This window comes from Hymenobacter sp. BT559 (genome assembly GCF_017571525.1).
Taxonomy (GTDB): Bacteria; Bacteroidota; Bacteroidia; order Cytophagales; family Hymenobacteraceae; genus Hymenobacter; species Hymenobacter ginsengisoli.
Map to the genome: position 1 here is coordinate 69,184 of NZ_JAGETY010000002.1, position 16,773 is coordinate 85,956.

The following is a 16,773-nucleotide window of genomic DNA, read 5'->3' on the forward strand; positions in this document are numbered from 1 at the left end:
CGCTGCTCACCGCAGCGGGCTTTTTTATTGTCTTCGTCTTTCGTTTTTCTTAGCCATGCCGGTTGCTACCGCCACTTCTTCCGCTACCATCGTTCATAGCCGCCACCGCCGGTTGCTGGCCGATACACTCACGCCGGTGAGCCTCTACCTGCGCCTGCGCGACCAGTTTGTGGGCACGCTGCTACTCGAAAGTTCTGACTACCACGGCAACAGCAACAGCTTCTCGTATCTGTGCTTCAGCCCGGTAGCGCGCTTTGAGCTTGATAAGCATGAGCTGACTACCCAGCACCCCGGCCAGCCCGCCCAGACCACCACCCTCGCCGACCCACGCACGGCGCTAGGGCACCTGCGGGCGTTTCGGGCAAGCTTTGAGCCCGATGCGCCGTCGGGGCTGCCGTTTATCACCAACGGGCTGTTTGGGCACATGGCCTATGAGGCGGTGCAATATTTTGAAGATGTGACCCTGCGCGACAAGCCCGGGGCCAGCACGGTGCCGGCCATTGTGTATCAGGCATTCCGCTATGTTATCGCCATCAACCACTTCAAGGACGAGCTGTACCTATTTGAGCATCAGTACCTGGCTGAGGGCGAAGAGCCGGCGGCCGATACGCTCGACGCTATCGAAACGCTTATCCACAACCGCAACTTCGCCACGCATTCCTTCCATCTCACCGGCGAGGAAAGCTCGAATGCTACTGATGAGCAATTCCTGGAGCTAATCCGGCTAGGGCAGCACCACTGCCAGCGCGGCGACGTGTTTCAGATTGTGCTGTCGCGGCGCTTTCAGCAAGGGTTTCAGGGCGATGAATTTAATGTGTACCGGGCGCTGCGCTCGCTCAACCCGTCGCCTTACCTGTTCTTCTTCGACTACGGCGGCTACAAGATTTTTGGCTCCTCGCCCGAGTCGCAGATTGTGGTCAACAAGGGCCAGGCGGTGCTCTACCCCATTGCTGGCACCTTCCGCCGCACCGGCGACGACGCGGCCGACGCCCGGCTAGCCCAGCAATTGCACGACGACCCCAAGGAAACCGCCGAGCACGTAATGCTGGTAGACCTGGCCCGCAACGACCTGAGCCGCCGCTGCGACGTGGTGCAGGTCGAGCGCTTCAAGGAAATTCAGTACTACTCGCACGTTATTCACCTGGTTTCTAAGGTGGTGGGCCAGCTAGGAGCCGCCACCGAGCCGCTCGATGTAGTAGGCGAAACCTTCCCGGCCGGCACCCTCTCGGGCGCGCCCAAGTACCGGGCCGTGCAGCTCATCGATGAATATGAAAGCACGCAGCGCGGCTTCTACGGCGGCTGCATTGGGGCGCTCGATTTCGGCGGCGACTTCAACCACGCCATCATGATTCGCACCTTCCTCAGCAAGGATAATACGCTGTATTACCAAGCCGGCGCGGGCGTAGTGGCCAAGTCGGTGCCCGCCAGCGAGCTGCAGGAGGTGCACAACAAGCTTGGGGCGCTACGGGCCGCCCTGCAACAGGCTGAGAAAGTGTAATCTAGTATAACAAGCACAATAAATTACGAAGCAACGCAATGGCTATCCTGGTTCTCGACAACTACGACTCGTTCACCTACAACCTCGTGTATATGCTGCGCGAGCTAGGGCAGGAAGTGGACGTATATCGCAACGATAAAATCAGCCTCGATGAGGTCGATAAGTACTCGCATATTCTGCTGTCGCCGGGTCCCGGTATTCCGAGCGAAGCGGGCATCATGCCCGAGCTCATCAAGCGCTATGCCCCTAGCAAGCACATTCTGGGGGTCTGCCTGGGCCACCAAGCCATCGGCGAGGCCTTCGGCGGCCAGCTTGCTAACCTCGGTGAGGTACACCACGGCGTGGCCCACACGCTGCACCAAACGCCCGAGGCGGCCGGCAACCGGCTCTTCGCGGATGTGCCCGACAACGTGCGCGTGGGCCGCTACCACTCCTGGACCATCGCCCCCGAGGGCGTGCCCGCCGAGCTGCGCATCACGGCCGTGGACGAAAATGGCCAGGTGCTAGCCCTCGCCCACCGCGACTACGACGTGCTAGGCGTGCAGTTTCACCCCGAGTCGGTGCTGACCGAGCACGGCAAAACCATGCTAGCCAACTGGGTGAATAGTTGACTGCTTCTAAAACCTAGAACGTCATGCTGAGCTTGTCGAAGCATCTCGCTAGGGTCGTTGGCTTACACATAATTACTAACCGGGCGAGATGCTTCGACAAGCTCAGCATGACGTTCTTTATCAAGTACTTTCTCCCTTGAAAGACACCCTCAACCACCTGTTTGCCTACCGCACGCTGCCCCAGGATGAGGCGCACCGCGTGGTGCTCGGCATTGCGCAGGGTCAGTACAACCCGGCCCAGATTGCCGCTTTCCTCACCGTGTACCTCATGCGCAGCGTGACGGTAGAGGAGCTGGCGGGTTTCCGCAACGCGCTGCTCGAGCTGTGCCGGCCCGTAGACCTGGGCGGCGTCGATGCCATGGACGTATGCGGCACTGGTGGCGACGGCCGCAACACCTTCAATATCTCCACTTTATCGGCCTTTGTGGTGGCCGGCGCCGGCCAGCCGGTGGCCAAGCACGGCAACCACGGCGTGTCGAGCATCAGCGGCAGCAGCACCGTGCTCGAATACATGGGCGTGAAATTCACGGCCGATAACGACGCTCTGCGGCGCCAGCTCGATGAGGCTAACATCTGCTTTCTGCATGCACCGCTGTTTCACCCGGCCCTCAAAAACGTGGCGCCGCTACGTAAAGAGCTCGGGGTGAAGACGTTTTTCAACATGCTAGGCCCCCTCGTGAACCCGGCCCGGCCGCGCTTGCAGCTGGTGGGCGTGTTCAGCCTGGAGCTGGCGCGCCTCTACGCCTACCTGCACCAGCAGGAAGCCAACCGCGAGTTTCTTATCGTGCACAGCCTCGACGGCTACGACGAGGTGTCCCTGACCGGGCCGGTGAAGCTCATCGGCCGCAGGGGCGAGGAATTACTGAATCCCAGCGACTTGGGCCTACCCACTACCACGCCCGAGGCGCTCTTTGGTGGCGACACCGTGGCTGAGGCCGCTCACATTTTCCAGAAAGTACTGCACGGCGAAGCGCCCGCCGCCCACCGCAATGCCGTGCTGGCCAACGCCGCGCTGGCGCTACGCACCGCCGGGCGCGCTGCCACTGCGGCCGAGGGCCTGGCCCTGGCCGCCGAGAGCCTCGACAGCGGCCGCGCCCGGCAGGCGTTTGAAAAACTATTGTCTTTGAACTGAGCCTACCTATGACTATCCTCGATAAAATCATTGCGGAAAAGCGCCAGGAAGTAGTCCGCCGCGAGGCCGAAACTTCGGCGGCCCAGCTGCAAAAGTCCCCGCTTTTCGCGCGGCCGGTGCTGTCGGCGCGGGCGGCGCTCACGGCCGCCGGCTCGTCGGGCATCATCGCCGAGTTTAAGCGGCGCTCGCCTTCCAAGGGCGTCATCAATGGCACGGCCGAGGCGGGCGCTACTACGGCTGGCTACGTGGCGGCGGGTGCGGCCTGCCTGTCGGTGCTCACCGATGAGCCATTTTTTGGCGGTACGCCGGCCGACCTGCAAGCCGCCCGGGCCGCTAATCCTGGCACCCCCATCCTGCGCAAAGACTTTGTTATCAGCGAATATCAGATAACGGAGGCGCGTGCGCTAGGGGCTGATTTCATCCTCCTCATCGCCAGCTGCCTCACGCCGGCCGAGGTGGTGCAGCTTAGCCAGTTTGCGCACTTGCTAGGGCTCGAAGTGCTGCTGGAAGTGCACGACGAAGCCGAGCTGCGCAGCCACCTCACCAGCAGCGTAGACCTGGTGGGCGTGAACAACCGCAACCTGAGCACCTTCGTGACCGATGTAGATACCTCGGCCCGGCTGGCCAGTCTCATTCCCGACAGTTTTGTGAAGGTGGCCGAAAGCGGCTTGCAGCACGCCAGCACCATTCTGGCACTGCGCCAGGCGGGCTATCAGGGTTTTCTCATCGGCGAAACGTTTATGAAAACGCCCGACCCAGCGGCGGCCCTGGCGGGCCTCGTGGCCGAACTATCCACCCCCGTTTCGGCTTCTTAGGCCACTATGAAAGTCAAAATCTGCGGTATGCGTGAGGCGGCCAATATCTTGTCGGTCGTCGATTTCAACCCCGATTTTCTGGGGTTCATCTTCTACGAAAAGTCACCCCGCTACGTGGGCGATGCCCTCGACACCGAAGTGTTGCGCGCCTTGCCCGAGTCGGTGGGCAAGGTGGGCGTATTTGTAGATGCGCCCCTTCCCGAGCTGCTGGCCACCGCCAACCACTACAGCCTCGACTACGTGCAGCTGCACGGCCACGAAACCCCCGCCTACTGCCAAGCCGTGCACGAGCAGGGGCTGCGCATTATCAAGGCCTTTTCAATAGCCGAGGCGGCCGACTTCGATAATTTGGCGCCTTATATGCCTTACTGCGAGCTTTTTCTGTTTGATACAAAAGGCGCACAGCCCGGCGGCAATGGCCACGTTTTCGACTGGCAGCTGCTGGAGCAGTACCACGGCGCTACACCCTTCCTGCTGAGCGGCGGCCTGGGGCCCGAAACGATGGAAGAATTGCTGCGCTTTCACCATCCGCAGCTGGCGGGGTACGATTTCAATAGCCAGCTCGAGCTGGCGCCCGGCCTCAAAGATGTGGAGGCCACTGGCCGGATGCTCACCCACCTGCACGAGCAGCGCGCCAATTTTTAAGTTTTCACTGACAACTACTTATCACTCAATGACGCTTCTCGCTCCTTCCCCCTACCGCGTCGATGCCGGCGGCTACTACGGCCCATTTGGTGGGGCCTACGTGCCCGAAATGCTTTATCCCAATGTGGAAGAGCTGCGCGACAACTACCTGCGCATCATCGACGACCCCGAGTTTCAGCGTGAGTTTACGCAGCTGCTCACCGACTACGTGGGGCGGCCCACGCCGCTGTTCTTGGCCCAGCGCCTGTCGGCGGAAATTGGCACTACCATCTACCTCAAGCGCGAAGATTTGTGCCACACCGGCGCCCACAAGATTAATAATGCGCTAGGGCAAATACTGGTGGCTAAGCGCCTGGGCAAGCAGCGCATTGTGGCCGAAACCGGCGCTGGCCAGCACGGCGTGGCCACGGCTACTGCCTGCGCCCTCATGGGCCTGGAGTGCATTATTTACATGGGCGAAATCGACATCGAGCGCCAGAAGCCCAATGTGGACCGCATGCGCATGCTAGGGGCCAAAGTGGTGCCCGCCAAGAGCGGCAGCAAAACCCTGAAGGATGCCACCAACGAGGCCATGCGCCACTGGATTTCGAATCCCACCGACACGCACTACATCATTGGCTCGGTAGTGGGCCCCCACCCCTACCCCGACATGGTGGCCCGGTTTCAGTCCATCATTTCGGCCGAAACCATCAGCCAGCTGTTGCAGCAAACTGGCCGCGCCACCCCCGATTTTATGCTGGCCTGCGTGGGCGGTGGCTCCAACGCGGCGGGCGCTTTCTACCACTACCTCGACGAGCCCAACGTGCGCCTGGTGGCCGCCGAGGCCGCCGGCCAGGGCGTAACCTCCGGCCATTCGGCAGCTACTACGGCCCTGGGCAAGCCGGGCATCCTGCACGGGGCTAGCACCATTCTGATGCAAACCGAGGATGGACAAGTAACTGAGCCTTATTCGATTTCGGCGGGCCTCGACTACCCTGGTATTGGGCCGCAGCATGCGCAGCTGTTTGCTACCGGGCGCGCCGAGTTTCTATCGATTACCGACAAGCAGGCGCTCGATGCGGCATTCCAGCTCAGCCGGTTGGAAGGCATTATTCCGGCCCTCGAAACGGCCCACGCGCTAGCCTGCCTGCCGCTCATCGGGGCTAAGAAAGATGACGTGGTGGTGGTATGCCTTTCGGGCCGCGGCGACAAGGATTTGGCTACCTACACCAAGCACTTGGACGAGTATTCTGCCTAAGCTTTTATGCAAAAACGTCCTGCTGAGCTTGCTGAAGCATTTCTACTGTGCCGCTAGGGTCACCAATTTGGCTAAGCGGTAGAGATGCTTCGGCGAGCTCAGCAGGACAGACGATTTTTATTTCTGCTCATGAACCGCCTCACCTCCCTATTCCAGCACAAAACTACCGACGTGCTCAACGTCTACTTCACCGCCGGCTTTCCGCAGCTCGGCGACACCGTGCCCATCCTGAAAGCCTTGCAAGACGCGGGCGCCGACTTGGTTGAAATCGGCATGCCTTACTCGGACCCGGTGGCCGATGGCGAAACCATTCAGCGCAGCAACCAACAGGCGCTGGAAAACGGCATGACCGTAGCCACGCTGTTCGAACAGTTGCAAGGCATTCGCCAGCAAGGCATTACGGTGCCGATTTTGCTCATGGGCTACCTCAACCCGGTAGTACAGTTTGGGGTTGAGAAATTTTGCCAGCAATGCCAGGCAGTGGGCGTCGATGGCCTCATTTTGCCCGACCTGCCGCTGGAGGTGTATGCGCGTGAATACCAGCCGCTCTTCGCCCAGTACGGCCTGCAAGTGGTGTTCCTCGTGACACCCCAAACCAGTGCGGCCCGTGTGCGCCAGCTCGATGCCCTGGCCGATGGCTTCATTTACCTCGTGGCGGCCGCCGGCACTACTGGCGCGCAAACCGACATGAATGCCGACGTGGATGCTTACCTCAGCCGCACTAAAGCGCTCGGCCTGCGCAACCCCACCCTAGTGGGCTTCGGCATCAGCGATGCGGCGAGCTTCGCGGCGGCTAGCCGGCATACTACGGGCGCTATCATCGGCAGCGCGTTTATCCGGCTGCTGCAAAGCACGCCGGCCAGCGAGCGCCCGGCCGCCATCCAGGAATTTGTGGCCGGTATCCGGCCCATGGCTAACCTGGCGTAAGCAAATTTTATAAGAACAGCCCTAGCCCGCTAGGGCAACTTAAAAAAGAGGCGGTTATGCCAACCGGTCTCTTTTTTTATGTAGATTAATTCTAAATAAATTTTGAGACTGGCCTATTCAGGGGGTTACTTTGCACAATCTTTAGATTGCGTCTAAATAGACAACCTCCATGAATAGTAGTCGTTATTTGCTCTTTCCCCTGGCGTCCTGCGTGTTAACCACGACGGCCCAGGCCCAAACCACTGGCACCGTACAGGGCCGCGTAACGAGCAGCAGCGGTGGCGCCGTGGAGGCGGTGAGTGTAGGCCTGCAAGGCCAACCAATGGGCGACATCACCGATGAGCAGGGCCGCTTCCAAATTCGGCGCGTGGTACCGGGCACCTATACGCTGGTTGTGTCGGCCGTGGGGCTCAAGACCGAGGAGCAGCAGGTAACGGTTACGGCCGGGCAAACGGCCACCCTGAAAGTGGTACTAGCCGAAAGCGCGGCCGAGCTGAAAGAAGTAGTAGTGAGCGGCGGCCGCACCAATAAGTTCAGTCGCACCAACAGCGTGGACGTAGCCAAGATGCCGCTCAAAAACGTAGAGAATCCGCAGGTATACAGCACTGTAACTAAGGAGCTGCTGACCGAGCAGCTGGTATTTACCACCGACGATGCCACACGCAACGTGCCAGGTATTCAGCGGATGTGGGAATCGACGGACCGCGCCGGCGATGGCGGCACCTACTACACCATGCGCGGCTTCGTGACCCAGTCGCAGCTGCGCAACGGCCTGGTAGGCAACGTTACCACTTCGATTGATGCCGCCAATCTTGACAAGCTGGAGGTGCTCAAAGGCCCATCGGGCACGCTCTATGGCAGCGCGCTCTCCACGTATGGGGGTCTGCTGAACCGCGTGACCAAGAAGGCCTACGACAACTTTGGCGGTGAAGTGAGCTATGCGACCGGCAGCTACAATTTCAACCGCGCCACGCTGGACCTGAACACGCCGCTCAATAATGCCAAGACGGTCCTGTTTCGGGTAAATGGGGCCTGGAACTACGAAAACAGCTTCCAGGATATCGGCTTCCGGCGCTCTTATGCCCTGGCGCCTACCCTCACCATTCGGCCTAATGAGCGGCTGAGCATCACGCTCGACGGCGAGTTTCAGTGGTCGACGGCCACCGGGCGCACTTTTTTCTTTCCCAACTCGCCCGTCAGCCAGCTAGGGTTCGACCGGGCCGACCAAGTGCCCGTCGACTACCGCAAGGCGTATTCGGGCTCGGGGCTCTGGACGGCTAGCCGCGCCACCAACTTGTTTGGGCAGGTAAACTACCAGCTTTCGCCGGCCTTCCGCTCATCCACCAACTTTGCCACGAGCCGCAGCTATTCCGACGGCTTTGGGCCGTACATCGGCCTCAAGGCCGGGGCCGCGCCCATCGCTAGCCTCGATACGCTCGTGCTCTCCGACCAGTCGACCCGCAACAGCCGCGGGCGCCTGGTGCAGGTGCAGCAGTTGTTCAACGGTGACTTTCAACTGGGGAGCCTGCGCAATCGAGTAGTGCTGGGCTTTGATTTTCTGCACGTTCGCAACGACCAGTTTTTCTTTGGCAATACGTTCGCCAGGCCCACTATCGGCTCGAACTACGACTACAGCCAGTTTAACGGGGCTAACATGACCCAGCTGTACGCTAAGCGGGGGCCAGGCTACACGTACCCGGTTTTCAACGAAACTAACACCTACAGCGCCTTCCTTTCGGATGTGCTGAACCTGACCGAGCGCTTCAGCGTGCTGGCCGCCGTGCGCCTCGACCGCTTTGCCAACAAAGGCGCCGACGGGGCCAACGCCGGCTATACCCAAACGGCCGCCTCGCCCAAGTTTGGGGCCGTGTACCAGCTGGTGCCCGAGCAGCTGTCGGTTTTTGCCAACTACCAGAACTCTTTCGCCAACCGGGGCACGTACTACGGCTACGATGCCGCTACCAATTCACTGACGGCCCCCATCACGGCCAAACTGGAGCAGGCCAACCAGGTAGAAGCTGGCGTGAAGTTTGACCGGCTAGGGGGTCGCTTCACGGCCACGCTGAGCGTGTACGATATCCGCGTCAAGAACATTCTGCGCACCGACTCGAACCCGGCTGGCGCCGCGCTTTTTGCCCAGGTGCAGAGCGGCGAGCAAGTGAGCCGCGGCGTGGAAGTAGACGTGGTAGCCAACCCCTTCACGGGCTTCAACGTGGTGGCCGGCTTCGCCTACAACCATTCGGAGCTGACCAACGACGTGGCCGCCACCCAGGGCCGCCGCCCCAGCACCGCCGGCTCGCCGGCCCTAGCCAACCTTTGGCTGAGCTACCGCCTGAGCAACGGTCCGCTTAAAGGCTTGGGCCTGGGCGCGGGCGGCAACTACGCCAGCGACAATGTGGTAGTCAACGACGCCTACAACGGCCAGTTTACGCTGCCGAGCTATGTGGTGCTGAATGCCAGCGCTTTCTACGACCAGCCGCACTACCGCCTCTCGGTGAAAGTGGACAACTTTACCAACCAGCACTACTGGATTGGCTACGGCTCGATGAATCCGCAGAAGCTGCGCAGCATCGTGGGCCAGGTAGCGTATAAGTTTTAATCCTTTTTCAGCTGTTAGCTCCTAGCTGTTGGCCGTTAGTTTTTTCGAGCGAGAAAAAAACTAACGGCCAACAGCTAGGAGCTAACAGCTTATGAAACTATGACCTTTCGCAAAGCTATCGGCAAGCTGCACCTGTGGCTAGGGTTAGCCTCGGGGCTGATTGTGCTCATCGTGAGTTTGTCGGGAGCGGTGTTTGTGTTTCAGGACGAAATTCGGGACCTGACCCAGCCCTGGCGCAAGGTGGCGGTGCAGGCCCGGCCCATGCTGCCGCCTTCGGTGCTGCAAGCCACCGCCGCCCAGGCCAAGCCCGGCTTCACCCCTTCCTGGACGACCTACAATGGCTCCGACCGCTCCACAGCGGTGTATTTGAGCAAGGGCGAGGAAGTGTACTATGCCTTCCTGAACCCCTATACCGGCCAGCTGCTGAAGGTACAAAACCTGCGGAGCGACTTTTTTACCCTCGTGCAATACCTGCACATGTATTTGCTACTGCCGCCCGCCATCGGCAAGTGGGTGGTCGATGTCGCCGTTATCACGTTCGTGGTGATGCTCATTTCGGGCATCGTACTGTGGTGGCCGCGCAACAAGGCTGCCCGCAAGCAGCGCTTCTCGGTGAAGTGGGACGCCTCGCCCAAGCGCCGCAACTACGACCTGCACAATGTGCTGGGCTTCTACGCCAGTGCCTTCGCCCTGGTGCTAGCCCTCACCGGTCTGTGCATCAGCTACGAGTGGCTGATGACCGGCGTGGGGGCCCTAGCCAACGGCGGCCGCAGCATCGCCGCCGAAAACGCGGAGCCCACAGTCGATACCTTGCTTACGGCGCGCCCCGCCCGCCCGGTGGTAGATATCGCCTACACCCGCATGCGGCAGCAGTCGCCCCAGGCCGAAATGCTGCTCATCGGCCCCGCTGACAATGCTACTGCACCGGTGTGGTGCACGGCCTATGGCAAAGCCCTGCACTATTACCACCGCGATGAATACCGCTTTCACCCGCGCACCGGCCAGCTGTTGCTAGTCCAGCCCCACGCCAGCAAAAGCAACGGCAAAAAGCTGGCAGATATGAACTACGACCTGCATACCGGCTTGATTTTGGGCTTCGGCGGCAAAGTCATCGCGTTCGTAGTCAGCCTGGTAGCGGCTAGCATGCCCGTTACGGGCGTGGTGCTGTGGTGGGGGCGCCGCCACAAAGCGCCCAGACGCCGGCCCGCACTAGCCACTGCTTAAACGCAAAAAAGAGCGGCCTCTGCTGAAGCAGAGGCCGCTCTTTTTATGGCACTGCCGTAGTCGGCTAGGCCTCCTACTGGTTCCAGCCGCCGCCCAGGGCCCGGTACACATTCACCGTAGCATTGAGCTGCTTCATCTTGGTTTCGGTCAGGTCAAACTTCGATTCTAAGGCGTCGCGCTGGGTGAAGAGCACCTCGGTATAGTCGGCCCGCACGGCTTTAAACAAGCTGTTGGAGATGCGGATAGACTGGTTCAAGGCCTGCACTTCCTTCAGCTTGGCGTCGTAGCTGTTTTGCAGGTTGCTGATGTTCGAGAGCTGGTTGGCCACCTCCACGTAGGCATTCAGCACGGTGCGCTCGTAGTTGTACACGGCCTGTATCTGCAAGGCGTTGGCCGTCGAGTAGAGGGCCTTGATGCCGATACGGTTAACAAGCGGGGCCATCAGGTCGCCGGCCAAGTTATAGAGCATCGACTCGGGCGAGTTGAAAATCAACCCCGGCTTGAAGGCCTCAAACCCGGCGCCGGCCGAGATGCCGAGCGAGGGGTAGAAATTGGCCCGCGCCACCTGCACATCGAGCTTGGCAGCTACCAGCTGCTGCTCGGCCTGCCGAATGTCGGGCCGGTTGCTTAGCAGCTGCGCCGGAATGCCGGCCTGCACCGTTTGCGGCACCAGGCTATTAAAGGCCTCATAGTCGCGCGTGATGGGCTGCGGGTAGCGGCCGAGTAGGAAGTTAATCTGGTTCTCAGTTTCGACGATGCGCTGCTGGGTATTGTATTGCAGGCTAATGGTATTTTGCACCTGGGCCTCGAAGCGCTTTACAGCTAGCTCGGTGACGCGGGCGTTCTCCTTCTCCTGCCGCACAATGCGCAGCGCATTTTCCTGAATCTCAATGTTCTGCTTGATGATAGCCAGCTGATTGTCGAGGGCTAGCAGCTCGTAATACGAGTTGGCAATCTCGGCAATGAGGTTGGTTATCGTGAAGTTCCGGCCCTCAACCGAGGCCAGGTAGCGCGCGGCGGCCGACTTGCGGGCATTGCGCAGCTTGTGCCAGATGTCGACTTCCCAGCTCGCGTAGGCCCCTAGCTGGTGGTTGGCCAGCGGCGTGGGCGTGCGGCGGTCGGGCTGAATGTTGATGGCCTCTTCGGTGGCGCCTTGCAGCGTGTAGCGGCCGGGCTTCTCCATGTCGCTGCGAATGCCAATCGATACCGAAGGCAGGTAGTCGCCCTTCCGAATCTGGATTTCGTTGCGGGCAATCTGCAGCTCCTGGGTCGTGATGTTCAGCTCCTGGTTGCGCTGCAGCGCAGTGTCAATCAGCGCCACCAGGTTGGGGTCGGTGAAGAACTGCTTCCAGCGCAGCCGGGCGGTGCTGGTCGTGTCTTGGGTGCTGTTGTTATAAGTGGCGGGCACCGTGCGGTTCACGTTGCGCTGCACCAGTTGGGGCATTTTGCAGGCTGCCACCGCCAGCGCCAGGCCGGCGGCGGTCATCCCTTGATAGATGCATCTTTTAAGCATGAGACTCTACTTCTTCGACTATAACCCGTGGCTCAAATCCTTCGCTTATTGGGTACTCATTTTCGTCATCAATCAGCTTGCGCCCTTCGGCCAGGGTGCCGAAGATGAAGTATAAGCCGGGCACGATGATTACCCCAAACACGGTACCGAACAGCATACCCCCTAGCGCCGACGTACCGATGGTGCGGTTGCCGATGGCCCCGGCGCCGGTGGCGAGCACTAGCGGAATCAGACCGGCGATGAAGGCGAAGGAGGTCATCAGAATCGGACGGAAACGGGCCTTGGCGCCAGCAATGGCCGCCTCGCGCACCGACTTGCCATGCTCGTGCTCCTGCACCGCAAATTCGACGATAAGTACCGCGTTTTTACCCAGCAGGCCCACCAGCATCACGAGTCCCACCTGGGCGTAGATGTTGTTGGCTAGCCCCATCGTCTTGATGAGCAGGAACGAGCCGAACACCCCGGCTGGCAGCGAGAAGATTACAGCCAGCGGCAACAGGAAGCTTTCGTACTGGGCGGCTAGCACCAGGTACACGAAGGCCAGCACGACGAGGAAGATGTACACGGCCTCGTTGCCGCGGCCTACTTCGTCTTTCGACAAGCCACCCCAGTCGATGTCGTAGCCGCGGGGCAGGGTCTTGGCCGCCACCTCCTGCACGGCCTTGATGGCCTCGCCCGAGCTGTAGCCCTGGGCTGCGTCGCCGCGAATAGCCGCCGTGGTGTACATGTTGTAGCGGTTAATCTCGTTGGCACCCTGGCTCTTCTCGATGCGCATGAACGCCGAGAACGGCACCATCTGGCCCTGGTCGTTTTTCACCCACATATTCAGGATGTCCTGGGGCAGGCGGCGGTACTGCGGCTCGGCCTGCACGTACACCTTGAAGAAGCGCTGGTACTTGATAAAGCCCAGTTCGTAGGTCGAGCCAATCATGATGCTGAGCGTGTTCATGGCGTTGCCGATGCTCACGCCTTTCTGCATGGCCAGCTGGTTGTCAATCTTCAGCTCGTACTGCGGGTAGTTGGCCGAGTAGAAGGTGAACAGCCCGGCCAACTCCTTGCGCTTGCGCAATTGAGCCATGAAGTCCTGGTTCACTTGCTCCAGCGCCTTGTAGTCGCCGCTGTTGGTCTTGTCGAGCAGCTGCAGCTGGAAACCACCTGCCGCGCCGTAGCCAGGTACTGCCGGTGGCTCGAAGAATTCGACAGTCGCGCCGGGGATTTCCTTGGCTTTTTCTTCTAGCGACACAATCACGTCGTGGATGGACTGCTTGCGCTCGCCCCAGGGCTTGAGGTCAATTAAGCAGGTACCGGCGTTCGAGCCGCGGCCCTCGGTCAGTACTTCATAGCCAGCCAGCGACGATACGCTTTCCACGCCGGGCACATCCTTGGCCAGCTCCGACAGCTTCCGCGAAATATCATTGGTGCGCTCCAGGGTCGAGCCGGGAGGCGTCTGAATGATGGCGTAGAGCATACCCTGGTCTTCGCCCGGGATGAAGCCCGACGGCAGCTTGGCCGTAATGCCCATGATGCCGAGCGCGAAGGCAATCAGCACGGCGAAGGTGATGAGACGTCGGTCTACTACTTTCTCCAGCAAGTTGGTATAAACGCCGGTCAGGCGCTCAAAGCCACGGTTAAACCAGTCGATGAAGCGGTTGATGGGCGTCTTCTTGCGCGGCTGGCCGTGGGTATTCTTCAGAATCATGGCGCAGAGCACGGGGGTCAGCGTCAGGGCCACGATACCCGAAATCACAATCGAGGTCGCCATCGTGATGGAGAACTGCCGGTAGAAAATACCTACCGGGCCGCTCATGAAGGCCACCGGCACGAACACGGCCGTCATCAGGATGGTGATGGCGATGATGGCGCCGCTGATTTCACCGATTACTTCTTTCACCGCCCCAAATGGCGACAGGTGCTTTTCCTCCATCTTGGCGTGCACGGCCTCCACCACCACAATGGCGTCGTCGACCACGATACCGATGGCGAGCACCAGCGCGAAGAGCGTTATCATGTTGATGGTAAGCCCAAACGCCTGCATGGCGACGAATGCCCCGATAAGCGACACCGGCACGGCCAGAATCGGAATCAGGGTCGAGCGCCAGTCGCCCAGGAACAGGAATACCACGATGGCCACTAGAATAAAGGCGTCGCGCAGGGTGTGAATTACGTTCTCAGTCGAGGCATCGAGGAATTTCGACACGTCGTAGCTGATTTTGTAGTCCATGCCCGGCGGGAAGGTCTTTTTCAGCTCTTCAAGTTTGTCTTTTACCTTCTCAATCACCTCGTTGGCGTTCGAGCCGTAGGTCTGCTTCAGCACGATGGCCGCCGAAGGGTCGCCGTCGAGATACGAGTAGATATCGTAGAATTCGGACCCTAGCGACACGTCGGCCACGTCCTTCAGGTGCAGAATTTCCCCGTTGGGGTTAGCCTTCAGAATTACGTTCTTGTACTGCTCCACATCGTTGAAGCGGCCCTGGTAAGTCAGCACGTACTCCAGGGCGGCGGGGTTGCCGCCGTCAGCGCGGCCGATACGGCCCGGCGAGCCAATCACACTCTGGTCGCCCAGCGACTTCATCACGTCGTCGGCCGAGATGTTGTAGGCACGCATGCGGTCGGGCCTGAGCCAGATGCGCATGGCGTACTGGCGGCTACCCAGGATGGTGGCGCGGCTGATACCGTTAATCCGCTGGATTTCCGGTATCATGTTTACCCCGGCGTAGTTGAACAGGTACTTCATGTCAGTGCCCTTGTCCTTGCTGTACAAGTTCACGTACATGAGCATGTTGGGCACCACGCGGTTTACAATAAGACCCTCGCGCTGCACCAGCACCGGCAGGCGGTTTACTACCTGCGCAATACGGGTGTTCACGTTTACTACCGCCTGCTCGGGGTCGGTGCCCAGGTTGAACACAATCTGGATGTTGGCCTCACCGGCCGATACGGCGTCGGAGGTCATGTACTTCATACCGGGCACGCCGTTCACGGCCTGCTCCAGCGGGATGAGAACCGACTCGGTGAGCACCTTAGCGCTAGCCCCCGGATACGCGCAGCTTACCATTACCATGGGCGGCGAAATCTCGGGAAACTGCGAGGTGGGCAGCGTCTTGATGGCCAGCATGCCCATGAACACGATTACCACCGAAATCACGATGGCAAACACCGGCCGACGAATGAATTTACTGAACATATTACACTAGTAATAAATAAGTACCTAGCGGGGCAGCTTACTCCGCGTACACTTTCAGCTTGGGCAGCACCTTCTCCGGTGCCTCGTAGGTATAGCTGATTTTTTCGCCGTCTTTCACCTTCCGGATGCCTTCGAGCAGAATTTTATCAGTCGGGGCCAGCCCACCTTTAACGACGTACAGGTCGGGCATTTCCGAACCGATGTTCACTTCGCGCTGGTGCACCACGTTGTTTTTGTCCACCACATACACAAAACGCTTTTCCAGCACCTCAAAAGTTGCTTTCTGCGGAATGAGCAGCGCATGGCGCAGCGGCACGGTCATGAGCACGCTGCCGGTTTCGCCGTTGCGCAGCAGGCTGTTGGGGTTGGGGAAGGTGGCACGGAAGGCAATGTTGCCGGTTTCGTTGTTGAAGTCGGCCTCAATGGTTTGCACCTTGCCGGGGTAGCGGAATACCTCGTTGTTGGCCATCAGCAGCCGCACGGTCATGGTGCTGTCGCCCTTCACGTGCTCCTTATAAGCCAGATACTCTGCCTCGGGCACGTTGTAATACACCCACATCTTGCTGTTGTCGGAGATGCTCGTCAGCAGGTCGCCCTCATTCACAAGGCTGCCTAGCCGGGCCTGGAAGTGGTCCATGATGCCGTTGAAAGGCGCCTTGATATCGGTGAATTGCAGGTGCGTCTTGGCCAGCGATACATCAGCCTTTGCCTTGTCGTACTTGGCGCGCGACAGGGCCAACTCGTTCTTCGACACGATGTTGCTGTCGGCCAGCGCCTTGGTGTTCTTGTACTCGATGCCTACGTAGTTGGCTTCGGCCTGCGACTTCTGCAAGTCGGCCTGGTAAAGCAGCGGCTGAATCTGGAACATGGCCTGCCCCTGGTGCACAGTCTGGCCTTCATCCACGAAAATCTTTTGCAGATAGCCCTTCTCCTGGGCCCGCAGGTCGATGTGCTGGTAAGCGTGAATCTGGGCTACGTACTCCTTGGTGACAGTCGTGTCCTTCATCAAGGGGCTAGTAACCAGCAACTTTATCTGTTCTTCTTTTTCTTCCTCTTTGTGCGAGCAGCTTGCAAGACCGTACACGCTGCACAAACTCAGCAACAAGAACATTCTTTTCATCAAAACCATGCGTATGAGGGTAGGTAATTAATAATCTGATAGTTAGGCGCCCCACCGGCGGAACACCACGCGCTAAAGGCCAGCCCGTCGGTAATATGACGGCTAGCCCTCTTCATCCCACTAAGTCAACTAAAAGGTGTAGCCAAAATCATATCCGTTGTAAGCTGCGCACTTGACAGTACCAACATGGCAGCAAGTCAATGAAGTTCAGCAAAATTGCCCGTAACCAGTTCAGATTAGATGGGCAGAATCGTGGGAAAAGACCGCA

At 59.6% G+C, this 16,773-nt stretch carries 12 protein-coding genes; 9 read left to right on the top strand and 3 right to left on the bottom strand.

The window, feature by feature from the left end; genetic code table 11:
• Positions 1-55 precede the first annotated feature (55 nt).
• The 9 genes from J4D99_RS02990 to J4D99_RS03030 all read left to right on the top strand — a co-directional run bounded on the left by J4D99_RS02990 (position 56) and on the right by J4D99_RS03030 (position 10,688).
• Positions 56-1,498, top strand: a complete 1,443-nt coding sequence (locus J4D99_RS02990) for an anthranilate synthase component I family protein (protein WP_208130224.1) — start codon at positions 56-58, stop codon at positions 1,496-1,498.
• Positions 1,499-1,536: 38 nt separating this feature from the next.
• Positions 1,537-2,109, top strand: coding sequence for an anthranilate synthase component II (locus tag J4D99_RS02995; RefSeq protein ID WP_208130225.1), 573 nt, complete (start codon positions 1,537-1,539; stop codon positions 2,107-2,109).
• 136 nt (positions 2,110-2,245) lie between these two features.
• Positions 2,246-3,241 carry an anthranilate phosphoribosyltransferase gene (gene trpD / locus J4D99_RS03000; protein WP_208130226.1) on the top strand — a complete coding sequence of 332 codons (996 nt, stop codon included), beginning with the start codon at positions 2,246-2,248 and terminating at the stop codon, positions 3,239-3,241.
• Between the two features lie 8 nt (positions 3,242-3,249).
• Entirely contained in the window at positions 3,250-4,056 is an 807-nt protein-coding gene (gene trpC, locus J4D99_RS03005; RefSeq protein ID WP_208130227.1) for an indole-3-glycerol phosphate synthase TrpC, read from the top strand.
• A 6-nt stretch (positions 4,057-4,062) separates the two neighbouring features.
• Entirely contained in the window at positions 4,063-4,701 is a 639-nt protein-coding gene (locus J4D99_RS03010; RefSeq protein ID WP_208130228.1) for a phosphoribosylanthranilate isomerase, read from the top strand.
• A gap of 28 nt (positions 4,702-4,729) precedes the next feature.
• On the top strand, positions 4,730-5,938 hold the full coding sequence (gene trpB, locus J4D99_RS03015) for a tryptophan synthase subunit beta (RefSeq protein ID WP_208130229.1): 1,209 nt from the start codon (positions 4,730-4,732) through the stop codon (positions 5,936-5,938).
• A 129-nt stretch (positions 5,939-6,067) separates the two neighbouring features.
• Positions 6,068-6,865 carry a tryptophan synthase subunit alpha gene (trpA, locus tag J4D99_RS03020; protein ID WP_208130230.1) on the top strand — a complete coding sequence of 266 codons (798 nt, stop codon included), beginning with the start codon at positions 6,068-6,070 and terminating at the stop codon, positions 6,863-6,865.
• Positions 6,866-7,076: 211 nt separating this feature from the next.
• Entirely contained in the window at positions 7,077-9,464 is a 2,388-nt protein-coding gene (locus tag J4D99_RS03025; RefSeq protein WP_309509595.1) for a TonB-dependent receptor domain-containing protein, read from the top strand.
• Between the two features lie 99 nt (positions 9,465-9,563).
• Entirely contained in the window at positions 9,564-10,688 is a 1,125-nt protein-coding gene (locus J4D99_RS03030; RefSeq protein WP_208130232.1) for a PepSY-associated TM helix domain-containing protein, read from the top strand.
• A 73-nt stretch (positions 10,689-10,761) separates the two neighbouring features.
• Here the strand turns inward: J4D99_RS03030 and J4D99_RS03035 are convergent, their stop codons facing one another.
• Genes J4D99_RS03035 through J4D99_RS03045 form a run of 3 tightly spaced genes read right to left on the bottom strand, consistent with a single transcriptional unit; the run spans position 10,762 to position 16,505 of the window.
• Positions 10,762-12,201 (bottom strand): TolC family protein, encoded by a 1,440-nt coding sequence (locus J4D99_RS03035; RefSeq protein WP_208130233.1) that lies wholly within the window; start codon positions 12,199-12,201, stop codon positions 10,762-10,764.
• Positions 12,194-15,385, bottom strand: a complete 3,192-nt coding sequence (locus J4D99_RS03040) for an efflux RND transporter permease subunit (RefSeq protein WP_208130234.1) — start codon at positions 15,383-15,385, stop codon at positions 12,194-12,196. The genes J4D99_RS03035 and J4D99_RS03040 overlap by 8 nt, the downstream gene beginning before the upstream one ends.
• Positions 15,386-15,422: 37 nt before the next feature.
• The gene (locus J4D99_RS03045; protein WP_208130235.1) at positions 15,423-16,505 is read right to left on the bottom strand and encodes an efflux RND transporter periplasmic adaptor subunit; all 1,083 of its coding nucleotides are present in this window, start codon (positions 16,503-16,505) and stop codon (positions 15,423-15,425) included.
• Between the last annotated feature and the right edge of the window lie 268 nt (positions 16,506-16,773).

Coding starts and splice junctions, on each gene's coding strand:
- J4D99_RS02990 (WP_208130224.1), top strand. CDS start 56: ATGCCGGTTGCTACCGCCACTTCTTCCGCTACCATCGTTCATAGCCGC.
- J4D99_RS02995 (WP_208130225.1), top strand. CDS start 1,537: ATGGCTATCCTGGTTCTCGACAACTACGACTCGTTCACCTACAACCTC.
- trpC (WP_208130227.1), top strand. CDS start 3,250: ATGACTATCCTCGATAAAATCATTGCGGAAAAGCGCCAGGAAGTAGTC.
- J4D99_RS03010 (WP_208130228.1), top strand. CDS start 4,063: ATGAAAGTCAAAATCTGCGGTATGCGTGAGGCGGCCAATATCTTGTCG.
- trpB (WP_208130229.1), top strand. CDS start 4,730: ATGACGCTTCTCGCTCCTTCCCCCTACCGCGTCGATGCCGGCGGCTAC.
- trpA (WP_208130230.1), top strand. CDS start 6,068: ATGAACCGCCTCACCTCCCTATTCCAGCACAAAACTACCGACGTGCTC.
- J4D99_RS03030 (WP_208130232.1), top strand. CDS start 9,564: ATGACCTTTCGCAAAGCTATCGGCAAGCTGCACCTGTGGCTAGGGTTA.
- J4D99_RS03035 (WP_208130233.1), bottom strand. CDS start 12,201: ATGCTTAAAAGATGCATCTATCAAGGGATGACCGCCGCCGGCCTGGCG.
- J4D99_RS03040 (WP_208130234.1), bottom strand. CDS start 15,385: ATGTTCAGTAAATTCATTCGTCGGCCGGTGTTTGCCATCGTGATTTCG.
- J4D99_RS03045 (WP_208130235.1), bottom strand. CDS start 16,505: ATGAAAAGAATGTTCTTGTTGCTGAGTTTGTGCAGCGTGTACGGTCTT.